The sequence below is a fragment of the Methylomonas rhizoryzae genome (assembly GCF_008632455.1).
GTDB classification, from domain to species: domain Bacteria; phylum Pseudomonadota; class Gammaproteobacteria; order Methylococcales; family Methylomonadaceae; genus Methylomonas; species Methylomonas rhizoryzae.
Window position 1 is genome coordinate 2,965,896 of sequence record NZ_CP043929.1, and the last position, 22,921, is coordinate 2,988,816.

Annotated in this window: 22 protein-coding genes and 1 tRNA gene; 12 read left to right on the top strand and 11 right to left on the bottom strand. The window is 56.1% G+C overall.

Annotated features, from left to right (window positions below):
* Window positions 1-24: 24 nt before the first annotated feature.
* The 8 genes from F1E05_RS13225 to hemN form a co-directional block, all read right to left on the bottom strand.
* Window positions 25-495 carry a GNAT family N-acetyltransferase gene (locus F1E05_RS13225; RefSeq protein ID WP_150049200.1) on the bottom strand — a complete coding sequence of 157 codons (471 nt, stop codon included), beginning with the start codon at window positions 493-495 and terminating at the stop codon, window positions 25-27.
* Between the two features lie 162 nt (window positions 496-657).
* A complete protein-coding gene (locus F1E05_RS13230; protein WP_150049202.1) occupies window positions 658-1,056 on the bottom strand; it encodes a hypothetical protein in 399 nt (132 codons plus the stop codon).
* Between the two features lie 136 nt (window positions 1,057-1,192).
* Entirely contained in the window at window positions 1,193-1,639 is a 447-nt protein-coding gene (locus F1E05_RS13235) for a hypothetical protein (RefSeq protein WP_190303138.1), read from the bottom strand.
* An 84-nt stretch (window positions 1,640-1,723) separates the two neighbouring features.
* Entirely contained in the window at window positions 1,724-2,218 is a 495-nt protein-coding gene (locus F1E05_RS13240; protein ID WP_150049205.1) for an AAA family ATPase, read from the bottom strand.
* Window positions 2,219-2,656: 438 nt separating this feature from the next.
* A tRNA-Arg gene (locus tag F1E05_RS13245) sits at window positions 2,657-2,733 on the bottom strand.
* Window positions 2,734-2,825: 92 nt separating this feature from the next.
* On the bottom strand, window positions 2,826-4,415 hold the full coding sequence (locus tag F1E05_RS13250) for a glycosyltransferase (RefSeq protein WP_150049206.1): 1,590 nt from the start codon (window positions 4,413-4,415) through the stop codon (window positions 2,826-2,828).
* Window positions 4,408-5,454 (bottom strand): glycosyltransferase family 2 protein, encoded by a 1,047-nt coding sequence (locus tag F1E05_RS13255; RefSeq protein WP_150049207.1) that lies wholly within the window; start codon window positions 5,452-5,454, stop codon window positions 4,408-4,410. The genes F1E05_RS13250 and F1E05_RS13255 overlap by 8 nt, the downstream gene beginning before the upstream one ends.
* Before the next feature lie 47 nt (window positions 5,455-5,501).
* The gene (gene hemN / locus F1E05_RS13260; RefSeq protein ID WP_150049208.1) at window positions 5,502-6,881 is read right to left on the bottom strand and encodes an oxygen-independent coproporphyrinogen III oxidase; all 1,380 of its coding nucleotides are present in this window, start codon (window positions 6,879-6,881) and stop codon (window positions 5,502-5,504) included.
* Window positions 6,882-7,078: 197 nt separating this feature from the next.
* Here hemN and purE point away from each other — a divergent pair, with 197 nt between their 5' ends.
* The 11 genes from purE (at window position 7,079) to F1E05_RS13315 (ending at window position 19,072) form a co-directional block, all read left to right on the top strand.
* Window positions 7,079-7,576 (top strand): 5-(carboxyamino)imidazole ribonucleotide mutase, encoded by a 498-nt coding sequence (gene purE / locus F1E05_RS13265; RefSeq protein WP_150049209.1) that lies wholly within the window; start codon window positions 7,079-7,081, stop codon window positions 7,574-7,576.
* Entirely contained in the window at window positions 7,573-8,667 is a 1,095-nt protein-coding gene (locus F1E05_RS13270; RefSeq protein WP_150049210.1) for a 5-(carboxyamino)imidazole ribonucleotide synthase, read from the top strand. Before purE ends, F1E05_RS13270 begins: the two co-directional genes overlap by 4 nt.
* Before the next feature lie 189 nt (window positions 8,668-8,856).
* On the top strand, window positions 8,857-10,218 hold the full coding sequence (locus F1E05_RS13275; protein WP_150049211.1) for a V-type ATP synthase subunit B: 1,362 nt from the start codon (window positions 8,857-8,859) through the stop codon (window positions 10,216-10,218).
* The gene (locus tag F1E05_RS13280; protein WP_150049212.1) at window positions 10,196-10,798 is read left to right on the top strand and encodes a V-type ATP synthase subunit D; all 603 of its coding nucleotides are present in this window, start codon (window positions 10,196-10,198) and stop codon (window positions 10,796-10,798) included. The genes F1E05_RS13275 and F1E05_RS13280 overlap by 23 nt, the downstream gene beginning before the upstream one ends.
* Window positions 10,798-12,597, top strand: coding sequence for a V-type ATP synthase subunit I (locus F1E05_RS13285; protein WP_150049214.1), 1,800 nt, complete (start codon window positions 10,798-10,800; stop codon window positions 12,595-12,597). Before F1E05_RS13280 ends, F1E05_RS13285 begins: the two co-directional genes overlap by 1 nt.
* Window positions 12,590-13,039 (top strand): ATP synthase subunit C, encoded by a 450-nt coding sequence (locus F1E05_RS13290; protein ID WP_150049215.1) that lies wholly within the window; start codon window positions 12,590-12,592, stop codon window positions 13,037-13,039. The genes F1E05_RS13285 and F1E05_RS13290 overlap by 8 nt, the downstream gene beginning before the upstream one ends.
* Window positions 13,040-13,049: 10 nt before the next feature.
* On the top strand, window positions 13,050-13,739 hold the full coding sequence (locus F1E05_RS13295) for a hypothetical protein (protein WP_150049217.1): 690 nt from the start codon (window positions 13,050-13,052) through the stop codon (window positions 13,737-13,739).
* Window positions 13,739-14,431, top strand: a complete 693-nt coding sequence (locus F1E05_RS13300; protein WP_150049219.1) for a DUF2764 family protein — start codon at window positions 13,739-13,741, stop codon at window positions 14,429-14,431. The genes F1E05_RS13295 and F1E05_RS13300 overlap by 1 nt, the downstream gene beginning before the upstream one ends.
* The gene (locus tag F1E05_RS13305; protein WP_150049222.1) at window positions 14,428-16,233 is read left to right on the top strand and encodes a V-type ATP synthase subunit A; all 1,806 of its coding nucleotides are present in this window, start codon (window positions 14,428-14,430) and stop codon (window positions 16,231-16,233) included. The genes F1E05_RS13300 and F1E05_RS13305 overlap by 4 nt, the downstream gene beginning before the upstream one ends.
* A 544-nt stretch (window positions 16,234-16,777) precedes the next feature.
* A complete protein-coding gene (locus F1E05_RS13310) occupies window positions 16,778-17,419 on the top strand; it encodes a thioredoxin domain-containing protein (protein WP_150049224.1) in 642 nt (213 codons plus the stop codon).
* Between the two features lie 264 nt (window positions 17,420-17,683).
* Window positions 17,684-19,072: a nicotinate phosphoribosyltransferase gene (locus F1E05_RS13315; protein ID WP_150049226.1), complete on the top strand. Its 1,389-nt coding sequence runs from the start codon at window positions 17,684-17,686 to the stop codon at window positions 19,070-19,072.
* Between the two features lie 280 nt (window positions 19,073-19,352).
* Here the strand turns inward: F1E05_RS13315 and F1E05_RS13320 are convergent, their stop codons facing one another.
* Window positions 19,353-19,553 carry a hypothetical protein gene (locus tag F1E05_RS13320; RefSeq protein WP_150049228.1) on the bottom strand — a complete coding sequence of 67 codons (201 nt, stop codon included), beginning with the start codon at window positions 19,551-19,553 and terminating at the stop codon, window positions 19,353-19,355.
* Between the two features lie 267 nt (window positions 19,554-19,820).
* Between F1E05_RS13320 and F1E05_RS13325 the strand changes: the two genes are divergently transcribed.
* Entirely contained in the window at window positions 19,821-20,135 is a 315-nt protein-coding gene (locus tag F1E05_RS13325; RefSeq protein ID WP_150049230.1) for a hypothetical protein, read from the top strand.
* A 58-nt stretch (window positions 20,136-20,193) separates the two neighbouring features.
* On the opposite strand, the gene gspF is transcribed toward F1E05_RS13325, so the two are convergent.
* Both gspF and gspE read right to left on the bottom strand, forming a co-directional pair.
* On the bottom strand, window positions 20,194-21,405 hold the full coding sequence (gene gspF / locus F1E05_RS13330) for a type II secretion system inner membrane protein GspF (RefSeq protein WP_150049232.1): 1,212 nt from the start codon (window positions 21,403-21,405) through the stop codon (window positions 20,194-20,196).
* Between the two features lie 3 nt (window positions 21,406-21,408).
* Window positions 21,409-22,920 carry a type II secretion system ATPase GspE gene (gene gspE / locus F1E05_RS13335; protein ID WP_150049234.1) on the bottom strand — a complete coding sequence of 504 codons (1,512 nt, stop codon included), beginning with the start codon at window positions 22,918-22,920 and terminating at the stop codon, window positions 21,409-21,411.
* Between the last annotated feature and the right edge of the window lies 1 nt (window position 22,921).

Sequence of the window (22,921 nt, forward strand, 5' to 3'; positions counted from 1 at the left end):
GCCAACAGCCTTGGAATTGCGACTTTACTTCGGTGCCAGCAAATCGGCCTGCATGACGCTCACCTCGTGTCCGCGGTACAACTCTTGCTGCAAAACCCGCCACTCCAGGCGCCGGTAAAAGGCTGCCCGGTCTGGGGTAAACAAATACAACCGTTCGAAGCCGGCGCCTTTGGCTTGCTGCATGACGTGCCTGACTAATTGCGAACCTATGCCCTGATTACGAAACGGCGGCGCTACGAACACGCTGGCTAGCCAGGGCGTCAACTCCGGGCGGGTATCCATATCGCAGGCAATCAATGCCGCCGAGCCAGCCAATTCGCCATCATGCAAATAGAGGTAGGTGGCGGGAACCGCGTCGCCGTGCAAATAGGCTTGCATTTTTCCTATACGTTGCTGCAAGCTTTGGCCCGGGTTCAGTTCGGCCCATTCCGCCTGGTGCCAGGCCGCTAAGGTGGGAAGATGTTCCGGTAAGCTTGTCAGATTTACTATGGTCATATTGGTTCTGTACCCGACGATACGGATCAAACGCGAATGCGCTGAGGGATGTAAAATTACCTATGTGTATTCAGGGTTGGAAATTAGCCCTAACCCGATTTTTAAATCACTCCGTATTGAGCAAAAGTTGGTTGGTTTATTATGTTTCCAGCCAGTGAGCTGTTATGTGCAAAAGTTGATTGGGAGCAATTCTCGGTATCGGCCATTATGTGAAGCTTTGCATAACGGCCAGTAGCAGGCGTAAATGCAAGCAGTGAGTGGGCCAATTTCATTAAGCATCCATGTAGTTTCGACGTGCCCCGGAATCTCCATTTTATTCTTTGGGATCATTGTTAGGGTACGGCTTTCCGGATCCGTGTATTCACAAAGAATTTCGTCCTCACTTAGGTCGAAATGCTTATGCACCAGGTACAAAGCGAAACGATCCAACTTCCCGTGCTTTTTCAATACTTCCCTGATTTCCGCCAAGCATTCAGAGTCTTGGTCATTCAATGGCTCTACATCTTGTAAATAGTTGATTGGTGCCCATTGCATAGGGGCGACTGCAATTTGCTCGCGCATGCTTCCTCCAAGTTTTACCTTTCCGCCGTTCAGACATCAGACCCGCATGTGGCGGTTTTCATGAGAGTCTGACGCCTGCGCCCAGCCGCGTGCGTCTTCGCACGTCGGCTGCAGCTCGTTGTTGGGCCGCGATGTGTCACAGAATTCGCCATCGCAGCATGTAGTCAGGGCCGCTAGGTTCATAACGGCTTTCGCGATCAATTTGATCAACTTCAACTTGGGCGCGCTGGGCATTCCCAGGCACTCGATCCCTGCTTTCCTTTAGCCTCTCGTTTATCTCGTCCCATCTTCGGTTGACGCCACCATGACCCGGATGTGATTCAAGTTTCGCCTGACCAGACTCGTACAGAGCATTCCACTCGACAAAGATGCGCCACTGTTCAATCTCTAGCTGCAGAGACTCCGCGTCAATTGGCCAGACCACGAAGGTTCCAAGATATTCGTCTTCTGCTTCGTCGAATAGGGACCTGAATCGCTGAGGTAACCCGTTGATGTCCGCGACACCCGCGCGTGGTCCGTCATACCACTCGTTCTCGACGTACACCCTCTCAGGTGGACCAAATCCTTTCGTGTCGCGAGTCATATCTTCGAGGCCCAACGCCCGCCATAACCGGACGTAAAAAGCAGAGCGCAGCGGCACTTTTTGCGGTCCGAGTTTATGGCATTGTTATGCATTGTTACCAATTCTCATTGTGTTAAAGCCTTCTTCAGCTGCTGGCTCAACAAAATACTTCGTCACCTGAGCGAACATCTCCGCTGTATCAGTGGCTGCCCTCTCAGGTTGCTCTATACGTCTTTTCTCGATCTGTTCGAGGCATATTTCATTAGAAACATCGATATATATCAACTGATGACAAGCTTCCACCTCTGAGAAAATTTCCCTGAACCATTCTCTTTGTGAAACAGTATTTGCCGGGAAATCCATAACAACATCTGTGGCAGTATTTAATATTGATTGCACTAGCCTTTTAATAGGAGGCTTGATCTGGCTAGAATATTTAACATAGTCCTCTAGTGAAGCAATCATATTGGGGTATATAGACGTCAGCCATTCATCTTCGGATAGCAATACAGCATTCCTTTCCAAAGCGATTTCCTTGGACTTAGTTGATTTTCCAGCCCCCATCTTCCCGCAGAAAAATATCAGAGTACCTTTTGGCATTTCAGATCTCGTTTAAATGCATAACGTGAAGCTAACCGGGCGCGGCGCGTCTGGTCAAAACAGTAAAGCCGCATTGTGACCGCGCCCCGGGCCTACAAGACGGCCCAGAACAAGGAATTGTCGACGAGGATGAAAAGTCAAACCGCGAAATCGGCGGTTTGACTCAGCGGAATGTTCCGCTCAGTACAAAGATGGAACGGGAAGGTCTTTGCCCCGCCTCAAATTCCCGCGCCGTGAATAAAGACGAAATTCAAAACCGACAAATCGTAGGTTTTGGTCACTGGCTTTAGCGTGGTCGCCGATTCTGGGCATTTGCCACCTTCTCGCAATACCGTGGTTTTTCGATAGTTATTTGGGGTATTTATTTCCAAGTGGATCACCAGTGGATCATTGACAAAACAAAGACCAGCCAAAACAACACTAAGCAATTGATTTAATTGGCGTCCCGGAGACGATTCGAACGTCCGACCTGTCCCTTAGGAGGGGACTGCTCTATCCTACTGAGCTACCGGGACTTTTTGAAAGGAATTAGGCGCTTACCGCTTGCTGAAAAGCGACTTTACCCCATGCCTGATGCGGCAGAGATGGACATTTTACCATGCCCGGTTCAGTTTTGGCCGTTTTGACTGGCCGATACGGCCCGCTCCAAAAAAATTTGCTGCAACCGGTTTTTATAATTTGTGCCGACTTTTGCAAGCGAAAATTCCGGCCATTGCATTCGGGCACCGCCGGATTCGGCTACGGCAAACCGACGCATCATCTCAGCCGCGTGGGCGATATCCGGTTCCGCCCAAACCTGACCGTGGGCGTGTGGGTATTGGTCGCAGCCGACCTCAACCAGCGAAAAGTTGACCAAATCGGCCGCCGGGGGCTTGCAGAAATCCACGTTTCCGGAGTAGCCGGTACAAATGACGTGCAAGCCCAGTTGCAAGGCCTCCGCCAAGCCGCGGCCGAACCCTTCCGCACGGTGCAGAGACAAAAAGCAATCGCAGGCCTGGTATAAAGCCAGCAAATCCGGCCGGGGCAAGGTGGTTTCGACGATGTGTATCCTATCGTCATGTTTTGCAAGTTTTTTCAAACGCTCCCAAGCCGGATTTTGTTGTTTGGGTTGATGGGCTTTAATCACCAAGCCGACCGTGTCGGCACCGAAATCGCCGCTGTCGAAAGCGCTTAGAAAGGCGTCGACGCACGCCTGCGGATTTTTACGCGCCACATACGAATTCAAATCGAATGAAAAGCAGAACAGGATTGCGGTTTCCGGCAAATTGAAATGCCTTCTCGCTGCGGCCCGGTCGGTAAAGGCTGTTACGCTGCCAATGTCCACCGCCATCGGCATCCAATGTAAGGGCTTGTTGCAAACCGGCTCTAAGGCCTGATAGGTGTGCCGGCTGGAGACCCAAACCTCGTCTACCAAGGCTAGCATTTGTTCCCAGGCGGCGGGCCAGCGCCCCAATTCCCAAGGCCAATAGCCGATGTTGTAGCGGCCGTCGAGTTGTTGGCTGCCGTTTTCCAGAAAATAACGGCCCTGCTCTTCCGCGGTCATGCAAAACAGGTTGAAGGCAAATTCGCCCTGCCCGGTCACGTACTCGGCCATACTGGTATCGTTTTGGGCGATGTCCGCGCCCGGGGCAAAATTCAGCATAGCCATCGGTACGTCTGCCGCCAATAACGCACGCGCCGCCATCCGGGCGTCTTCGCCTATGCCTAATTGGCCGAATGCATAACCGATGACGTTAACGCCGAATTCCCGGTCGGAAAAGGATGCCGATTCGACCGGTGGAATTTGTTGCCGCGCTATCGCATACAGCACCTGGCTGCGACCCGGTTCCGGCAACCGGTCGATCAAGCGTTGTTCGTTGCCGGCCAACACGTCCCAATAGCCGTATTCGCTGACCCCGAAGCTATAAAACCAATCCAGGTAGGCTTTGCGTTGCCGCGGCAGCGGGAATTGGGCCTGCAAATCGCCGCGCCATTGCCACAACAGATATTGCAGTGGCGTCAACGAATAAGGATTCGCTTCGGTTTCGTTAAGCCAAGCACCGATCAGCGTGGGATTTTCCCGCAGGGCTTTGTACTCGGAAAGCCCGGAAGTAATCAGCCAGCCCATGAAGGCGTCGCGATTTTCCGGCAAACCGAACTGCATGGTTTCGCGTAAATCGATGCGCAAATCCAAAATCAATTGTTTTACCTCAAGCATTCAACCACCGTGCTTCCCGCCCTTCTTGGCGGCCGTGTTGTTCGAAATGCGCTTGGCCGCAGCTTATATGACCGTTTCGTACCGCAAACGCCACGTCGGGATAACGTTGCAAGTATCCGGCTTCGTCGAATTCGCGCGTTGGCGGTACGACTTGCGGCGCTTGCATCATAGGCGCAACTGAGGCGGCGACAATGGGCTGCAAAGCCTTTAATTCTTCCGCCGTAGCGACGGCGGCTAACTGCTCCAGCAGCTGTGCATGCCGGTGCGCCAAGGCTTCGCCCTCCAGGCCCTGATCGGCCAAACCGTTCAAATAGGCGGCCGCCCAGTGCGGCGCTACTACGCCCAGATGACGCTTGATACACAGCATGCCTTCCGCCGTTGCCCGGCTGCGCAGTCGAAGCGTAATGCACTCCGCATGCAGGCGCGAGCGGGCTTGCAGCGCATCGATAAAGCCGATGCGTTCCGGCACGCGGGTAAACGCTCTAAGCCAGTAGTCGAAATCGAATGCGGTTTTCAAGCCTTCGTCCAAGCGGCCCAGCAACACATACAAGCTTCTTTGGAAAAACACGCTGGGCTGACAAATAAAGCAGCCGAATTCGAACTCGGCCGCCGGGGTATCGGCGGGCTTGCTGGGGTAAAGCTCGATCACCTTGCCGCCGGCATCGATGTGCTGGCCGTGGCCGTACACCATTAACCAGTCCGGGTGGCGGCCGAACGCCTGCACGGCTCTATCGACCGCGCCGGGCAAATACACGTCGTCGGAATTCAACCAACCGATGACGGTCCCCCTGGCCCGCTGCAGCGCCTGATTCAAGGCATGGGCCGGGCCGGTATCCGGACCGGAATACACGCGCAATCGGCCGTCTTTAGCTTGCCGCTCGCGTAACCATTGCAAACTGCCGTCGGTAGAACCGCCGTCGGCGACTATCAACTCCAAATTCCGCCAGCTTTGCTCAAGCACGCTGGCCACCGCCTGCGGGATGAATTCCGCCTGATTCAGGCTGGGCATGACGATGGACACCAGTGGATTTGTTAGCATACGTTCCGAAAATCCGTCTTTACACTGTAGCGCTGATAAACAGCTGCTTAAATAACTTTGGAAAACTGCTGCTGTTTTTGAGCCAGATATTTATCGAACACCATGCAGATATTGCGGATCAACAGTCTTCCGGCCGGCAATACCTGAATGCCGGCATTATCCAGCGCCAGCAAGCCGTCTTGCTGCATAACCTCCAACTTGGCCAATTCGCCCTCGAAATAAGCATCGAAATCGATGCCGAAATCTTGCGCTATCTTGCCGAAGTCGAGATCGAAATGGCAAATCAATTGGGTGATCACCGCGCGGCGCAATTTGTCGTCCGCGTCCAGTTCCACGCCGCGAAACACCGGCAGCTTGCCCTGGCTAATCGCCAGGTCGTAGTGTTCCAATTCCTTGTAATTTTGCATGTAAGCGTCGCCGACCCTGCCTATCGAGGTCACGCCCAAGCCGACCAAATCGCAATCGGAATGGGTGGAATAGCCTTGAAAATTGCGGTACAGCTTGCCTTCCCGTTGCGCCACGGCGAGTTCGTCGTCCGGTTTGGCGAAATGATCCATGCCGATATAGACATAGCCGGCCTCGGTCAACTTTTTGCCGACCATCTGCAAAATATCCAATTTAGCCGCGGGCGACGGCAAATCGGCGTCGTTGATCTGCCGCTGAGTTTTGAAGCGGCTGGGCATGTGCGCATAGTTAAAGACGGAAAAACGATCCGGCGCGTGGGCCAGCACTTGATCCAAGGTACGGGCGAACGTGTCCTCGGTTTGCAACGGCAAACCGTAAATCAAATCGACATTGGTGGAGCTAAAGCCTTCGTTACGGGCAGCCTCCAACACTGCGAAAGTTTGCTGCTTGCTTTGCAAGCGGTTGACCGCTTGTTGCACCGCCGGATCGAAATCCTGCACCCCGAGACTGATGCGGTTGAAACCCAATTCGCGCAACAAGGCGATGGTACGGTCGTTGGTTTCGCGCGGATCGACTTCGATGGAATACTCGCCGCTGTCGTCGTCGTACAAGTTGAAATAGCGGCGGGTGGTATCCATCAGGCGTTTCATTTGTTCGTCGTTCAAAAAGGTCGGGGTACCGCCACCCCAGTGCAACTGAGCGACCTTGCGGCTAGGCTCGAACAACGCGCCCTGCATGGCGATTTCCCGGCACACATTATCCAGATAAGGTGCCGCGTGCGCCCGATTCTTAGTGACGATCTTGTTGCACGCGCAGTAAAAACAAACGGTATCGCAAAACGGCACGTGAAAGTACAAAGACAGCGGTCCGCCGGCGGCGTTGGACTGGTCGATATAAGCGCGATACTCGGCGTCGCCGAAACCTTCGTGCAACTCCAACGCGGTCGGATACGAGGTGTAGCGCGGTCCGGATTTATCGTAGCGGTGAATCAGATCCAGGTCGAACTCGATTGATTGGTCCATATCGGGGTGTTTTAGGCAAGCGAGCGCAGCGACGGGCTTGCCGTCGGTTGCTCTCGGAAAATTCGTAAATTGCGAAGGGTTATCTTACCAACAAACCCGGCCGGTGAATAATCAATGGTAAATTTGCCGGCATGGAAAAACTTCCCGATATGCGATAATTCCGCTCCTTTTCTGTTTGGCAATACCGGAGAGCTTGCATGACCGCATTGATAGGCATCATCATGGGGTCCACATCCGATTGGGACACCATGCAACATGCCGCGCAAACCTTAGAACACTTGAAGATTCCGCACGAAGTGGAAGTCGTGTCCGCGCATCGCACCCCGGACAAGCTGTTTGACTACGCGGAAAAGGCCGAGAGCAGAGGTTTGGAAGTCATCATCGCCGGCGCCGGCGGAGCGGCTCATCTGCCGGGCATGACGGCGGCCAAAACCGCGCTGCCGGTGCTGGGCGTACCGGTGCAATCCAAGGCGTTAAATGGCATGGATTCCTTGCTGTCCATCGTACAAATGCCGGCCGGCATTCCGGTCGGGACTTTGGCGATAGGCAAAGCCGGGGCGATCAATGCCGCGCTGCTGGCCGCCGCGATTATCGGCAACAAGCATCCGCACTACCGTCCGGCCCTCGAGGTTTACCGGCAACAACAAACCGAACAAGTCCTCGCCAACCCGGATCCAAGGCAGGTATCGGCATGAAAGTCGGCATCTTAGGCGGCGGCCAGTTGGCCCGCATGCTGGCCCTGGCCGGCTACCCGCTGGGTTTGAAGTTTGTGGTGCTCGATCCCGATCCTAACGCCGGCGCCGGCCCGATCAGCGAGCATCTGCTCGGCGCCTACGACGACCCGCAGTTGTTGGCGCAACTGGCCGAAAAAGCCGACGTGGTAACTTACGAATTCGAGAACGTCCCGGCACAGGTGGCGCAATTCCTGGCCAGCCACACCACCGTGTACCCGCCGGCCAATGCGTTGGCGGTCGCTCAAGACCGCTTGCTGGAAAAAAACTTTTTCCGGGAACTGGGCATAGGCACCGCACCTTTTGCGCCTATAGCCAGCCTGGCGGACTTGCAAAACGCGATAGCCGAAATCGGTTACCCCGCAATCTTGAAGAGCCGGCGCATGGGTTACGACGGTAAGGGCCAAGTGGTGCTGAAATCGGCCGACGACTTGGCAGCCGCCTGGCGAGCGATGCAAGACGCACCGGCCATCGTCGAAGGCTTCGTCGACTTCAACCGCGAAGTATCCATCATCGCCGCCCGCCGTCCGTCCGGCGACATCGCCTTTTATCCGCTATCGGAAAACCGCCACCGCGGCGGCATATTGCGCGTGGCCAGCGCTTGCAGCGCCGACCCCTTGCAAGCCCAGGCAGAAAACCAGGTTCGCCGTTTGTTGGAAGCATTGAATTACGTCGGGGTAATTGCGCTGGAACTATTCGACGTCGACGGCGAACTACTGGCCAACGAATTCGCACCCAGGGTACACAACTCCGGGCACTGGAGTATAGAAGGCTCGGAAACCAGCCAATTCGAAAACCATCTACGGGCTATTTTGGATGTGCCCCTGGGCAGCACTCGCAACCGCGGCCAAGCCGCAATGGTCAACTTCATCGGCGGCCTGCCCGAGACGAGCCAATTGCTGAACCTGCCCAACGTTCACCTGCATTTGTACGACAAGGCGCCGCGCAAAGGCCGCAAAGTCGCGCATGCCACGGTACGTTGCGATCAAGCCGAAAGTTTTCGCGACACGCTGGAAACTTTGGAAAACTTGGCGAAGCGGACGGACGACTCCTAAAACCTGCCGCATTTGGCATGTAAATCCAGGCAAAGGCCGCCGTTTTGGCGGCTTTTTTGTTTTTATCGATACGAGCAAAACTTCCGGCCTAATGTCCGATTGCAGGAGCAGCCTTAACATCTGTAACAATATTTCTCCTACACTAGAGGCGCAAGGCTTGCCTGGATAAGGCGCCAAATGGAGGTTTGGATGATAGAACACCTGATTAAACACCACCGGATTTTATCCATCGTCGGCAACATCATTACCGTCGACATCGACGCCGCAGGTCAGGGCGGCACCGGCACCCGCTTTGGCGATTTGGCCAGTGTCGAAGATCCTAACGGCGGCGATTCGTTGGCACAGGTCATTAAAATCGACAGCGGCAAGGTGTCGCTGCAAGTGTTTTCCGGCACCCGCGGCGTCTCCACTGCCGCCGGGGTACGCTTTTTAGGCCACGCCCAGCAAGTCACGTATTCCAACAACATACTGGGCCGCATTTTCAACGGGACAGGCCGGCCGATGGATGGCGGCTCCGAGCTGCTGCCCGATCCCAAGGTCACCATTACCGGCGCGTCGGTCAATCCGATGAAACGGGTGCTGGCTTCCAAAATGATTCGCACCGACGTGCCGATGATAGACGTGTTCAATTGCTTGGTGGAAAGCCAAAAAATTCCGATATTTTCGGTGGCCGGCGAACCTTACAACGCCTTTTTGGCCAGAATCGGCATTCAAGCCGACGCCGACATCGTGGTGTTCGCCGGCCTGGGCCTGATCTTCGACGATTATCATTATTTTCGCAGCCAATTCGAAAACGCCGGGGTATTCGCCCGCACCGTGATGTATTGCAATCTCGCCTCCGATCCCATCGTCGAGCGTCTTTTAGTGCCGGACATGGCGCTGGCGGTAGCGGAACGTTTCGCAGTGGAGGAAGCCAAGCGGGTATTGGTGTTGATGACCGACATGACGGCGTATGCGGACGCGATGAAGGAAATCGGCATTTCCATGCAACACGTGCCGTCCAATCGCGGCTACATGGGGGATTTGTACTCGCAACTGGCCCGCCGCTACGAAAAAGCCTGCGATTACAAGGGCGCAGGCTCCGTCACCGTGCTGACGGTCACCACGATGCCAGGCAACGACGTCACCCACCCGGTGCCGGACAATACCGGTTATATCACCGAAGGCCAGTTTTATCTGCACGACGGCGTGTTGGACCCTTTCGGTTCCTTATCTCGCTTGAAGCAACACGTCATCGGCAAAGTCACCCGCGACGACCACGCCCAAATCATGAATACCATGATCCGCTTTTACGCCGCCGCCAACGACGCCGAGCAAAAACAAGCCATGGCCTTCGATTTGTCGGATTACGATCGCAAGCTGTTGAAATTCGGCAAACTGTTTCGCCGGCGCTTCATGGACATCCAGGTTTCCATAGGCTTGGAAGACGCCCTGGATTTGAGTTGGCAAACCCTGGCCGAATGCTTTTCCGAAAACGAATTGCTGATGAAGCAACAGCTCATCGACAAATACTTCCCTAAATCCGCCCATGCCGCAGCTGTCGCTCAATAAAGCCACCTTGCACAAGGAGAGCGACAAATTGCGCCGCTACCGGCAATATTTGCCGTCTTTGGAACTGAAACGGCAAAAACTGGTGGCCGAACGCGTCAAGGGTCACCAACAGCTGGAACAGACTCGGCTGGAAATCGAGCGCTGCCGCCAGTGGATTGCCCAAACCCTGCCTATGCTAGCCAACCGCGACATCGAGTTACAGGAAATGGTCGGCGTCAGCGAGGTGCAAACCGCGCAGGAAAACCTGGTAGGACTGAATTTACCGGTGTTGAAACGGGTGGTATTGACGCATCGGCATTATTCGCCGTATTTAAAACCGCATTGGGTAGACCCCTTAGTGGCGCAGCTCGGCGCCATGCTGGAATTGCAATGCCGCTACCGCATCGACTTACAACGCTTGCAACTATTGGAACTGGCGGTGAAGAAAGTGACGCAAAAAGTCAATCTGTTCGACAAAGTACTGATCCCTAAAACCCAAACCAACATCCGCAAGATCCGCATTTTTTTGTCGGACGCCGAGCGGGCCGACGTGGTGCGGGCCAAAATCACCAAACAATTGCGCGAAGAAGCACTAGGCTAATGGCTATCGTCGCGTTGAAAAAACTGAGCTTTTGCGGCTTGCAAGCGGACAAGGTCCGGGTGCTGCAGCAATTGCAAGCCTTGGGCGAATTGCATTTGATTCCGTTCGAAGCGCAAACCGAAGGCAACGCGCCCGGCCAATCGGTCGCCGACATGATGGAAGCGCTCCGCTTCTTGAACGCCACCGGCCGCAAACGCCATCAAGCCAAAAGCGCCAATGATTTCGACCTGCAACGCATCGTCGGCGAAGTGCTGCAATTAAAGGCCGAGTTGCGCAACTTGCACGACCGTTACGACAGCTTGCAAAAACGCATTCAAGAATTAACCCCGTGGGGGGATTTTCAGTTACCCGAAACCGGGTTACCGGGCGGGCAACGCTTGTGGTTTTACATTGTCCCCAAGCGTTTGATGCGCCGCATGCCGCTATGCCCCTACCCGTGGCAAGCCGTGTTTCAAGACAATCTGCGTTGCTACGTGGTGGTCATCTCCGCCGGCGAGCCGGCCGAGAATGAATTGCCGGTGGCGCGCACCCATACCGGCTCGCAATCGTTGTCGGTATTGCGTCAGCAAAGCAACGACATGGCCATCGCGCTGGAAGACATGCAAGCCAAGCGCGAATCCTATACCCGCTGGATTGCGTTGATGACGCTACATTGCCACGAAATCCTGAATCAGGCCGAACTGCAACGCGCGCAAGCCGCCACTCGCGATACGGCCGGCGTATTCGTGTTGCAAGCCTGGTTGCCGGCCGACCGGGTGGAGGATTACCGCGCGCTTGCCGCGCGCCACGACCTAGCCTTGCTGGTTGAAGAGCCGAGCGAACAAGACAATCCGCCCACCTTGTTGCGCAATCCGGCAACACTGGCAGGCGGCGAGGATTTGGTCGGTTTTTACCAAATGCCCGCTTACCAAGGCTGGGACCCTTCGGCGGCGGTATTTTTTTCCTTCTCGCTATTTTTTGCGATGATTTTGTCCGACGCCGGTTACGCCTTGGTCTTTGCCGGTCTGTTGCTGTTCAAGTGGCGCCGCTTAAGCAAAACCGGCAAAGGTCGCCGCCTGCGCCTATTGGCTGCGGTCGCGGTCACGTTGTCGCTGCTATGGGGTATTTTATGCGGCAGCTATTTCGGCGCCGAGCCCCGGCCGGACAGCATTTGGGCGCAGTTAAGACTGTTCGACTTGAACGATTTCGACGGCATGATGCGTTTGACCATCGCGGTCGGCGTGCTGCATTTGCTGTCGGCCAACCTGATCGGCGCTTGGCAAAACCGCCATTCGCCGACCGCGCTGGCCTCTGTCGGCTGGATAGCCCTGACCGGCGGCGGATTCTCGTACTGGCTGGATAGCCTACAACCCCTGCCCTTGCTGCACACCACCGGCATTAGCCTGATGGTTGCGGGATTGTCGCTGCTGGTTTTATTCAGCAGCCCGCGCGCGCTGAAAACCTGGCGCGACGGCCTTTGGCGCGTGTTGGACGGGCTGAAAAGCTTGATCCGCATCAGCCAGCTGTTCGGCGACGTGCTCAGCTATATGCGTTTATTCGCATTGGGCTTGGCCAGTGCCTCGCTGGCCTTGACCTTTAACCGGCTGGCCGGGCAAATCATGCAGCAATTGCCCGGCACCGGCCTGTTGTTCGGCATATTAATCCTGTTGTTCGGTCACGGCTTGAATCTGGCCTTGTGCTTGCTGAGCGGGATGGTGCACGGCTTGCGCCTGAATTTCATCGAGTTTTACAACTGGAGCGTATCCGACGAAGGATACCCGTTCAAAGCTTTTTCCAAAAAGGAGTCCGCTGATGGCTGAATTGTTACTGGTATTGGGATGGATAGGCTTGTACGCGCCTATGGCGCTTAGCTCGGTCGGCAGCGTGGTGGGCTGCTCGATAGCCGGCCAAGCGGCGATAGGCGCGTTGCTGGATACCGAATCCGGGCACGGCCGCTATATCGGCGTATCCGCCATGCCGTCGTCGCAAGCCATTTTCGGCATCGTGGTGATGTTCACGCTGAATCGCCCGGTCACGGCCGAAAACGCCGCCGGCTTGTTCTCCGTGGGTACCCTGGCCGGCCTGGCCCTGATGCTGTGCGCGATGTACCAAGGCCAATGTTGCGCAGCGGCCATTCACGCCTCCAAAGCCAAGCCGGAAATATTCGGCCTGTCCATCGTGCCGGCCGCGATTGTAGAAGGCTTTGCGGTATTCGCCTTCATCTTCGCGCTGGTGATCAGCGGCGGCATTCCCCACGGCTGAGGCGATGCTGATGAAAGACGACAAAACCGAATACGCCTCGTCCGGCGTCGAGCAGTTAATCGAGCGCTTGCGGGAAGAAGCGGTCGAAGCCGGGCAAAACAAAGCCAAAGACATCGTCGCCGACGCCCAGCGCCGCGCCGCCTGGCTGATAGCCGAAGCCGAGCAAGAAGCCAAAACCATAGTCCAACGCGCCCGCGCGGAGGCTGACGCCCTGTCCGGCGCCGGCGTCGATGCGCTGAATTTGGCCGCCCGCGACACCTTGCTGAAGTTGCGCGACACCCTGCTCAGCAGCTTCTCGCAAGACGTGCGCCGAGTAGTCGGCGAACAACTGCTCGACCAAGCCTTTCTGCGCGAACTGATCCTGGCTTTGGCCGGCCAGGTGCGCGACCATGCCTGTTTGGACCGTCAACAGCGCTTGACCCTGCTGCTACCGGCCACGGCGGACGGAGTCGAAGAACTGCGCCAGCACCCGGAAGCGTTACGCCACAGCGAACTGTCGCAATTATCCGCGGCCATAGCCGGCGACATGCTACGCAAAGGCGTGAGTTTTCAAATCGGCGACGATGTGCAAAACGGCTTGAGCATCCGGCTGGAAGACAGCGCGATGCGCATAGACTTTACCGACGACGCGCTAGCCAATTTATTGCTGGCCCACCTGCAACCGCGTTTTCGGGCCCTGCTGCAAGGAATCGTCAAATAATGTTGCCCGATTGCCGCTATGCCATGCTGATCGGCAGCCTGCCGCCGCAGCCCATGGACTTGTTCGGCTGCCGTTTGCCGGTGATTTCCCGCATCCAACTGGACAGGCGCTTGGCGTTATTGGCACAAAAAGACGCCGCGGACTTGCAACGCATCGAAGGGCTTTTGCATTGGTCGAAAATGCAAGGCGGCGACGATGCCGATATTTTTGAACACGGCCGCCGCGAGCTGGATTCGATACGTAGCGACTTTCTGCGCGACATTGTGGCTTGGCGTTTGGAATTGCGCACCCTGCTCAGCGCGCTGCGGCGCCGGCAAGCCGGCCTGCAGCCGGCACCCGGCCAGCCGTTTTGCGGATTCGGCGCGCGCCTGCCGCTGATCCGGCACAACTGGCACAAGCCGGATTTCGGTTTAGGCCACGCCCTACCCTGGATAAGCCAAGCCCAACAACTGATGGCACAACATCAACCTTTGGCCCTGGACAAATTGTTGTTGCAATTGAATTGGCACTATTACGCGCGCTTAAACTTAGGCCACTATTTCGACTTTCCGGCCGTGGTGCTTTACGTGCTGCGTTGGGATTTAATCCACCGCTGGGCCACTTACGACGGCGAATTGGCCGTCGCGCGCTTCGACGAATTAGTCGAAGCCGGCTTGGCCGCCGTTCAGGCCGAATTGGAAGGAACAGCATGAACGATACAACAAACCCTGCCAGCGCACGCATCGTCGCGGTTCAAGACGATTTGGTCGCGATAGAAGCGGTCGGCGACCGGCCGTTGACCAAGAACGAAGTGGTTTACATCTTGCCCGGCCGCAGCCAAGCCAAGCACCAAGAGCGCTTGAAAGCGGAAGTGCTGCGCATTTACGGCAATCGCGCCGACGCCCAAGTTTACGAAAGTACCTTGGGCGTCGGCGTCGGTGATCCGGTGGAACAAAGCGGCGAATTATTGTCCGTGGAACTGGGGCCCGGCTTGCTCGGCCAAGTTTATGACGGCCTGCAAAATCCGCTGGATTTATTGGCAGTCGAATTCGGTTTTTTTCTGCCGCGCGGCGTCGATTTACCGGCCCTGAACCGTAACAGCAAATGGGCATTCAACCCTTGCGTGCAACTCGGCAGCAAATTATACGCCGGCGCGACTCTAGGCACGGTGCAGGAGCGCCGCTTCATTCACAAAATCATGGTGCCGTTCGACGTCAAGGGCGAAGTCGAGGTCACCTGGATTCAAGCCGGCAACGTCACGGTCGACGAAGCGGTCGCCAAAATCCGGCTGACTAACGGCAAGGAACAAGCGGTCGGCTTGATGCAGCGTTGGCCGGTACGCAATCCTTTGACACAACCATTGTTGCGCAACGATCTGATTCAACGCCTATACCCGTTCGAACCCTTGATCACCCACCTAAGACTCATCGACACCTTTTTCCCGATCGCCCGCGGCGGGACGGCTTGCATTCCCGGCCCGTTCGGCGCCGGCAAGACCGTGTTGCAAAGCCTGATCGCCCGCAATTCGGAAGTGGACATCGTGATCGTGGTAGCCTGCGGCGAACGGGCCGGGGAAGTGGTGGAAACCATCAGCGAGTTTCCGCAAATGATAGACCCGAAAACCGGCGGCTCGTTGATGGACCGCACCATCATCATCTGTAACACCTCGTCCATGCCGGTAGCCGCCCGGGAGGCATCGATTTATACCGGCATCACGCTCGGCGAATACTACCGGCAAATGGGTTTGCAGGTTTTGCTGCTGGCCGATTCCACCTCGCGCTGGGCGCAAGCGATGCGGGAAACCTCCGCCCGTCTGGAGGAAATACCCGGCGAAGAGGCTTTTCCGGCTTACCTGGATTCGTCGATCAAAAACATTTACGAGCGGGCTGGGGTGATTCAAGACAAACAGGGCAATAGCGGCAGCCTGACCATGATAGGCACGGTGTCGCCGGCCGGCGGCAATTTCGAGGAACCTGTCACCCAATCCACCCTGGGCACGGTCAAAACCTTTCTCGGCCTCAGCGCCGACCGGGCGTATAAACGCTTTTACCCGGCGGTCGATCCGCTGCTGTCCTGGTCTCGCTATCCGGAACAACTCAAGCCGTGGTACCAACGCGAATTAGCGCCGGAATGGACTGCGAATGTACAGAAACTGCTTGACTTACTGGCCCGGGGCAATAGCGTTTACGAAATGATCCAAGTCGCCGGCGAAGAAGGCGTTACTCCGGAGGATTATCTGACCTACCATAAGGCCCAATTCGTCGACATGGTCTATCTGCAACAAGACGCCTTCGACCCCGTCGACGTATCCGTGCCGCTGGAGAGGCAAAAAGCCGCCTTTTTGCTGATCCTGGACCTATTGGAAACCGAACGCGCATTCGGCGGCCAAGAGCAAATCCGCGACTACTTTACCCGTCTGACCGGCTTGTTCAAAAACCTGAACTACGCAGTTTGGCAATCCGCGGAATACAAACAACTACTCGACAAAATCAAAAACCTCAAACCCATCGAATAAAACCGCTGTCGCCCATGGGCTATCACTCCGGCGCCCCGCTCAAACCTTGGCGGGAAAAACTCAACGACTGACGATGATTTTTTTCAGGCTTATTGCGGTTGGGCTTGGCTCCTCCCAGCCCTCCAGGATGGTTCCGTTCAAAACAAGTTTGAATCTTCGGTAGAAGAGGCGCACTTCTTTGATAAATTAAAGCAGGAGGGCTACGCAGACATTCACTCAGAGGGGCATTACAACATCGGCACCAGCGAACTTACCGGATTTCGGACAACACGTGACGGCATTGACTTTCGGGGGGCAGGCGATACGAATAGCGCTTTAGTGTTCCCTGCGTCTGACCCTCGTTTTAATTTGCCAAGCATCTACTTGCTTCTTGGGCAACAGGTAGTTCAGAGTGTGGACTAATGCGCTTTACCAACACCTTAACCCGTCTTCGCTACGCGAGTTGTGCTTAGCGTTAAGCCCCGCTTCGTCAGCGCAGCTCGGCGCAGTGGTTCAATATGCGTTTTGTCGAATGTCGGAGGTATGAAAAACGGAGAAACATGCTATGTCTGAGGCATTGATAGGCCGGGTTGCGCCGCCGCTGGAAATCGCCGAGTGGTTGCAAGACGGGCCGCTGGCGCTGAGCGAACTAACCGGTAACGTGGTTTTGCTCGCGGTGTTTCAAGTCAATTGCCCCGGCTGCTTTCTGCACTGCCTGCCTAAAGTGGAAAGTTTGCACCAGTCTTACCACAAGCGGGGCTTGAGGGTGTTGGGTCTGGCGACCGCGTTCGAGGACTTCGATAAAAACACGACCGACAATCTGCGCAAGCTGTTGCAAGAAGGCCGGGTCATCGGCGAAACCGAGAAAATTCTGAGTCGCTACGGTTTACTGCAAAACGGTATTTGGCCTCACTCACTGACGTTTCCGGTAGCGATGGATAAATTGACCCCGCGCGCGGGCGGCAACCTGGAGGCGGAAATAAACCGCTTGCACGGTTTCGCCGCCCCATCCGAACTCGAGCGGGAAATCCTGCGCAACCGTTTGCGCGCTTATTGGGCGCATCGGCCCTATCGCCCGGAAACCTTCGACCGTTATGGCTTACAAGGCACGCCGTCGTACGTGCTGATAGCGCGCGGCGGCATGGTGCACGCCAGCCGCTTCGGCGCATACGAAGAGCTGGAGTCTGACCTGACCGGGTTGCTGTAGTGCTTGCCATCCCGCTATCTTTTAACTCAAGCGCTCCGCCAAAACCCGCTTTCGCGGCTGGGCCGAACAACTAGGCAATCGCCGGTTGACAGCCAACACATGGATTTAAATCGGCTCCATGCAAGCCGCACCGACACCGGCAAGCGCGGTTTCCCTGGGTCGCACAGGGCATAGCGCCGAGGTAGCGTCAGGCTGTCGCGACAACTGCTGTTAAAATCGCAACTCAGCATCCCCCATCACGATTTCCTGTTTCCAAGCCTGCACATGCACAGCCTAGCCGACAACCTGATACTCAACACCGACAGCTACAAATCCAGCCACTATCTGCAATACCCGCCCGGTACCCGCTATGTGTCGTCGTATGTGGAATCGCGCGGCGGCGACTATCCGCAAATCGTGTTTTTCGGTTTGCAAATGTTCATCAAGGACTATTTGTTGAATCCCGTTACGCCTGCCATGGTCGACCAAGCCGAAACGGTTTTAACCGAGCACGGCCTGCCGTTCAACCGGACCGGCTGGCGGCATATCGTCGAGCGGCACCAAGGCTATTTGCCGCTGGAAATTCAGGCAATACCCGAAGGCATGCTCACCGAACCCGGCCAAGTGATGATGCAAATCGTCAATACCGACCCGGCTTGCTTCTGGCTGACCAGTTATTTAGAAACCATGTTGCTGCGTGCCGCCTGGTACGGCACGACGGTAGCCAGCCGTTCCTATGCCTGCAAACAATTGATCGCCCGGTACCTGCGGGAAACCGGCGCCGATTTGTCGGGACTGGATTACAAATTGCACGATTTCGGCGCGCGCGGCGTGTCGTCGTTCGAATCGGCCGCCATCGCCGGCTTGGCGCACTTGGTCAACTTCAAAGGTACCGACACCCTTGCCGCCGTGCTGGCGGCCAAGCGTTACTACGGCGTCGACGAGATGCCGGCCTTTTCGATTCCGGCGGCAGAACATTCCACCATTACCGCCTGGGGACGGGAGCGGGAAGCCGACGCTTATCAAAACATGTTGGACCGGTTTCTAGCCCCGGACAAAACCGTCGCGGTGGTCAGCGATTCGTACGATTTGTGGCACGCCTTGGAATGTTGGGGTACCCGGTTTAAACGGCAGATCGTCGAATCCGGCGGCCGGCTGGTGGTGCGCCCGGATTCCGGCGACCCGGTCGAGGTGGTATTGCAAACCGTGCAACGCTTGGATCACCATTTCGGCGCTGAAACGGTCAACGGATACCGCTTGCTGCACCCGGCGGTGCGCGTGATCCAAGGCGACGGCGTCGATATTCGCAGCATAGAAAGAATTTTGCACGCCCTGAAACAAGCCGGTTACAGCGCCGACAACGTGGCCTTCGGCATGGGCGCCGGCTTGTTGCAAAAGCTGGATAGAGACACGTTGAAATTTGCCATGAAAGCATCGGCCATCTGCATAGACGATACCTGGCATGACGTATACAAAGATCCGGTTACCGACCCCGGCAAACAGTCCAAACGCGGCCGTCTGGCGCTGATCCGCGCCGAATCCGGCCGCTTGCACACCGTGACGGAATCGGCGCTAGGCGATAGAACCAATCTGCTGCGCACGGTATATAAAAACGGCACATTATTGATCGAACAAAATCTTAGCGAGATCCGGCAACGGGCCGGCTTGGTTTGAGCTAACTTCGCAGCGCAACCGCATTGATTGACCCTGGGCATTTCGGCGTTTGTCCAATCGTTCACCTAATGCTCATGAAAAAGCGGCATCACCCCAGCAAATAAAAGTTTTTCTGTGGGAGCGACATCCGCGCCGAAAGGGAATGACGGTTGCCGGACCCGGCCCTTAAATTACCGGTCGCCCTGAGCCTGTCGAAGGGCACAGCAGCCTGGGCTTCGACCAGCTCAGCGCGAACGGAATACCAGTGATAAACAGGGCCGGATTAATAAGCGAATCAAATTCACTCACGCTTCGTCAGACTCGCCACGTACAGCCGATTGATTTTTTCAGAATACGCACCAAAACAGTCTATTTGCACCAAAGTACGCACCAATATAAACCATAATTCATTACAACCCTGCCTGCTTACCTGCGGCCGTTTCCCTGAAAGCTCGCTTCCCTCCGGCTTTGACGTCATATTGAAAAAGCTGGCTTGATTCATGCTTATAATTGCGGTTGCAACGGTGCACTTTAATTTCCCTTCTTCGACAATGGCGTCGTAAATCGTTGGGTTCGCCTACGGTTAATTGTTCGATCGTCCATTGTTCTTCTATTGCTTGGCCAAAAACCATTCCGACAGACGAGTCGACAACCGCGCCGGTTCCGGCGCCGGATTTTCCGTAGGCTTTCGCTGCGAACGGCTTCTTAGCGGACGCCTTCGCGAATAGTTAGTTTATTCATCATATTCGGCGTAAAGCCCGGAGTATTTATGATCGTAATCTTATCGCTCATCGCATTATTCTTCTTGATTTACGGCTTGTTGTTGACCATGTGCGCCTGCCGCATCGAGGGCCACCCGTTGGCGGACAGCGTTTGCCATAGTCTGCAAGACCGTTCGCATGCCGCTAATGTCACTGCGATTCCGGAAGATGCGGTGCTGAGACGCCACGTGCTGTCCTTGCTGCGCCACGAAGTCGAAGCCGCCTTGCCGCCGCGTCCGACCGATTCCATCTTGAGGCGCCATCACGAAGCCTTGGTGTCGGCGGAATTGTCCAGAAAAGTAGCCGCCGTCACCGCGTCTTAACGCTGACTATAAGACCTTGGCGTCCGACGGTCAGTCAGGCGCCAATACCCCCCTAAAATCAGCGTATCAGCTGATTCATTTCGAAGATCGGCAACAAAATGGCCAACACGATGGTCAGCACGACCAGACCCATGGTCAAAATCAAGGCCGGTTCGAACAAGCCTAGAGTCAATTCGGTCAAGGCTTCAATATCCCGCTCCTGATCGTCCGCCGCACTTTCCAGCATGCGCGGCAGTTGACCGCTGGCCTCCCCGCTGGCCACCAGATGAATAGTGACCGGCGGAAACATACGGCTGATCTCCAGCGCCTTGTTCAGCGTCTGCCCTTCCCTAACTCTTAGCGCCGCGTTTTCGACGGCTTGCCGCATCGCATCGTTGGCCAATACTTGCCCGGCAATTTTCAAGGCCACCAACAATTCCACCCCGCTATTGGTCAAAATCGCCAAGGTTCGGGTAAAGCGGGCATTGTTGATGCCGCGGGAAAATTTGCCGATCAACGGCAGGCGCAACAGCCAACGGTGAAAACGCAAACGCGGCCCGTCACGGCGCAAGATCCATTGCCCCAATCCCACGCCAACCAACGTAGCCAGCACTAAAAACAAACCGTAAGCTTTGAAAAAGTCGCTGCAGGCGATCAAGCCTTGGGTAATGCCCGGCAATTGTTGCCCCATTTTGTCGAACACCCCGGTTATTTCCGGCACCACGTAAGCCAACAAGCCTATCACCACCAATAAAGACACCAAGCTCAACAGCACGGGATAAATCAAGGCCATCTGCAACTTGCGGTGCAACTGACCTTTGTCGCTTAGATAATCGGCCAATTTCTCCAGCACCTGCGCCAATTTACCGGAAGACTCACCGGCTTCTATGGTGGCGCGGTACAAGGGGGGAAAGGAACTGGGAAAGCCGGCGCAGGCTTGCGCCAGACTTTGCCCTTCCAACACCCGACTACGCACCGCCAATACGATGCGCCGGGTAGCGGCCGCTTCCAACTGCCGCGCCACGATGGTCAAGGCTTCGTCGATGGCCAAGCCGGATTTCAGCAATGCCGCCAGTTGCCGAGTGATGTGTCCCAATGCGCGCATGCCGATGCGCTGTTGCCACAAAGCAATTTTGCCGACGGCTTCGGCTTTCTGTAACGGCTTGATGTCCAGCAGGACCAAGCCTTGGGCCTTTAGCTGCTGGCGCGCGGTTTTAGCACTATCGCTTTCCAAGGTGCCTTTGGTTTGCCGCCCGCCTCCGTCTATGGCTTTGTATTCGAAAGCCGGCACGGTTTATTCTTTCAAGGTCATGCGCAGTGCCTCGTCCATGCTGGTCGCGCCGCTCAACACTTTGTGCAAGGCGCTCTGCTGTATGCTGGGCGCCAGCGTGCGGGCGTGGCGCTCCAAGGCCGAATCGGCGGCGCCGTCGTGAATCAACTTGACCATCGCGGCATCGACAGGAACAATTTCGAAAATGCCGGCCCGGCCTTTATAACCGTGATCGAAACAGCGTTGGCAACCCTTGGGCTCGAACACCTGCACGGTCCGGTGCGCCGCGCCGTCATAACCCAGCTTGCGCAAATCCTCGCCCAAGACGCCAACCGGTTGCTTGCAATGCGGGCACAGCAAACGCACCAAGCGTTGGGCTATCACGCCGACCAGACTGGATGCCAATAAAAACGGCTCCACGCCCATGTCGCGCAACCGGGTAATCGCGCCGACCGCAGTGTTGGTGTGCAGGGTGGACAATACCAAGTGCCCGGTCAAACTGGCTTGCACCGCAATCTCGGCAGTCTCGCGGTCGCGGATTTCGCCGACCATCACCACGTCCGGATCTTGGCGCAAGATGGCCCGCAAGCCCTTGGCGAAGGTCATATCCACTTTGGCGTTGACTTGGGTTTGGCCGATACCGTCCAGATAATATTCGATAGGGTCTTCCACCGTCAGGATGTTGCGGCTGCGCTGGTTGAGCCGGTTGACGATGGCGTACAGGCTGGTGGTCTTGCCCGAACCGGTCGGTCCGGTCACCAACACGATGCCGTGCGGCCGGGCTATCATGGCCCGGATGCCGGCCAATTCCGACTCCGCCATGCCGATTTGCGCCAAATCCAGTTGATTGGCCTGTTTGTCCAACAAGCGCAACACCACCCGCTCGCCGTGTCCGGACGGCAAGGTCGACACCCGCACGTCCACATTGCGCCCGCCGATCTGCAGGGAGATGCGCCCGTCCTGCGGCAAGCGTTTTTCGGCGATGTCCAGCTTGGCCATGACTTTCAGGCGCGAAATCACCATCGGTGCGAATTCGCGTTGCGGCTGGATGATTTCGCGCAATACGCCGTCCACCCTAAACCTGACCACCATGCGCGACTCGTAAGTCTCGATGTGGATGTCCGAGGCATTTTCCCGGATCGCCTCGGCCAGCAAGGCATTGATCAAACGGATGATGGGAGCTTCGTCGTCGCTTTCCAGCAAATCCTCCGGCCTGGGCAAATGCTGGGCTACGTCGGACAAATCGATTTGCTCGTGCAAATCGTCGACCATACGCCGGGTTTGACCGGATTTATGCTCGTAGGTTTGCTGCAACAATCGTTCGAACTCGGCCGCAGCAATCACGGCGAAACGGGCCGGCGAGGGTATCCAGCGCCGTACTTCCAACAGCGCGCTGACCGGCGTGTCCGCCCGGTGAAACACTTGCCAAATCGCATCGGCTGCGTATAAAGCAACCACTCCGTAGCGTTTGGCAAAACCGTAGGCCAACAAACGCGGCATGCCGAGGCTATTTTCTGCCAACTCGACGGATTGCATA

What these genes read in the sequence shown, in the direction of transcription:
- F1E05_RS13225 (WP_150049200.1), bottom strand. Translation starts at nt 495, where the DNA reads ATGACCATAGTAAATCTGACAAGCTTACCGGAACATCTTCCCACCTTA.
- F1E05_RS13230 (WP_150049202.1), bottom strand. Translation starts at nt 1,056, where the DNA reads ATGCGCGAGCAAATTGCAGTCGCCCCTATGCAATGGGCACCAATCAAC.
- F1E05_RS13235 (WP_190303138.1), bottom strand. Translation starts at nt 1,639, where the DNA reads ATGACTCGCGACACGAAAGGATTTGGTCCACCTGAGAGGGTGTACGTC.
- F1E05_RS13240 (WP_150049205.1), bottom strand. Translation starts at nt 2,218, where the DNA reads ATGCCAAAAGGTACTCTGATATTTTTCTGCGGGAAGATGGGGGCTGGA.
- F1E05_RS13250 (WP_150049206.1), bottom strand. Translation starts at nt 4,415, where the DNA reads ATGCTTGAGGTAAAACAATTGATTTTGGATTTGCGCATCGATTTACGC.
- F1E05_RS13255 (WP_150049207.1), bottom strand. Translation starts at nt 5,454, where the DNA reads ATGCTAACAAATCCACTGGTGTCCATCGTCATGCCCAGCCTGAATCAG.
- hemN (WP_150049208.1), bottom strand. Translation starts at nt 6,881, where the DNA reads ATGGACCAATCAATCGAGTTCGACCTGGATCTGATTCACCGCTACGAT.
- purE (WP_150049209.1), top strand. Translation starts at nt 7,079, where the DNA reads ATGACCGCATTGATAGGCATCATCATGGGGTCCACATCCGATTGGGAC.
- F1E05_RS13270 (WP_150049210.1), top strand. Translation starts at nt 7,573, where the DNA reads ATGAAAGTCGGCATCTTAGGCGGCGGCCAGTTGGCCCGCATGCTGGCC.
- F1E05_RS13275 (WP_150049211.1), top strand. Translation starts at nt 8,857, where the DNA reads ATGATAGAACACCTGATTAAACACCACCGGATTTTATCCATCGTCGGC.
- F1E05_RS13280 (WP_150049212.1), top strand. Translation starts at nt 10,196, where the DNA reads ATGCCGCAGCTGTCGCTCAATAAAGCCACCTTGCACAAGGAGAGCGAC.
- F1E05_RS13285 (WP_150049214.1), top strand. Translation starts at nt 10,798, where the DNA reads ATGGCTATCGTCGCGTTGAAAAAACTGAGCTTTTGCGGCTTGCAAGCG.
- F1E05_RS13290 (WP_150049215.1), top strand. Translation starts at nt 12,590, where the DNA reads ATGGCTGAATTGTTACTGGTATTGGGATGGATAGGCTTGTACGCGCCT.
- F1E05_RS13295 (WP_150049217.1), top strand. Translation starts at nt 13,050, where the DNA reads ATGAAAGACGACAAAACCGAATACGCCTCGTCCGGCGTCGAGCAGTTA.
- F1E05_RS13300 (WP_150049219.1), top strand. Translation starts at nt 13,739, where the DNA reads ATGTTGCCCGATTGCCGCTATGCCATGCTGATCGGCAGCCTGCCGCCG.
- F1E05_RS13305 (WP_150049222.1), top strand. Translation starts at nt 14,428, where the DNA reads ATGAACGATACAACAAACCCTGCCAGCGCACGCATCGTCGCGGTTCAA.
- F1E05_RS13310 (WP_150049224.1), top strand. Translation starts at nt 16,778, where the DNA reads ATGTCTGAGGCATTGATAGGCCGGGTTGCGCCGCCGCTGGAAATCGCC.
- F1E05_RS13315 (WP_150049226.1), top strand. Translation starts at nt 17,684, where the DNA reads ATGCACAGCCTAGCCGACAACCTGATACTCAACACCGACAGCTACAAA.
- F1E05_RS13320 (WP_150049228.1), bottom strand. Translation starts at nt 19,553, where the DNA reads ATGAATCAAGCCAGCTTTTTCAATATGACGTCAAAGCCGGAGGGAAGC.
- F1E05_RS13325 (WP_150049230.1), top strand. Translation starts at nt 19,821, where the DNA reads ATGATCGTAATCTTATCGCTCATCGCATTATTCTTCTTGATTTACGGC.
- gspE (WP_150049234.1), bottom strand. Translation starts at nt 22,920, where the DNA reads ATGCAATCCGTCGAGTTGGCAGAAAATAGCCTCGGCATGCCGCGTTTG.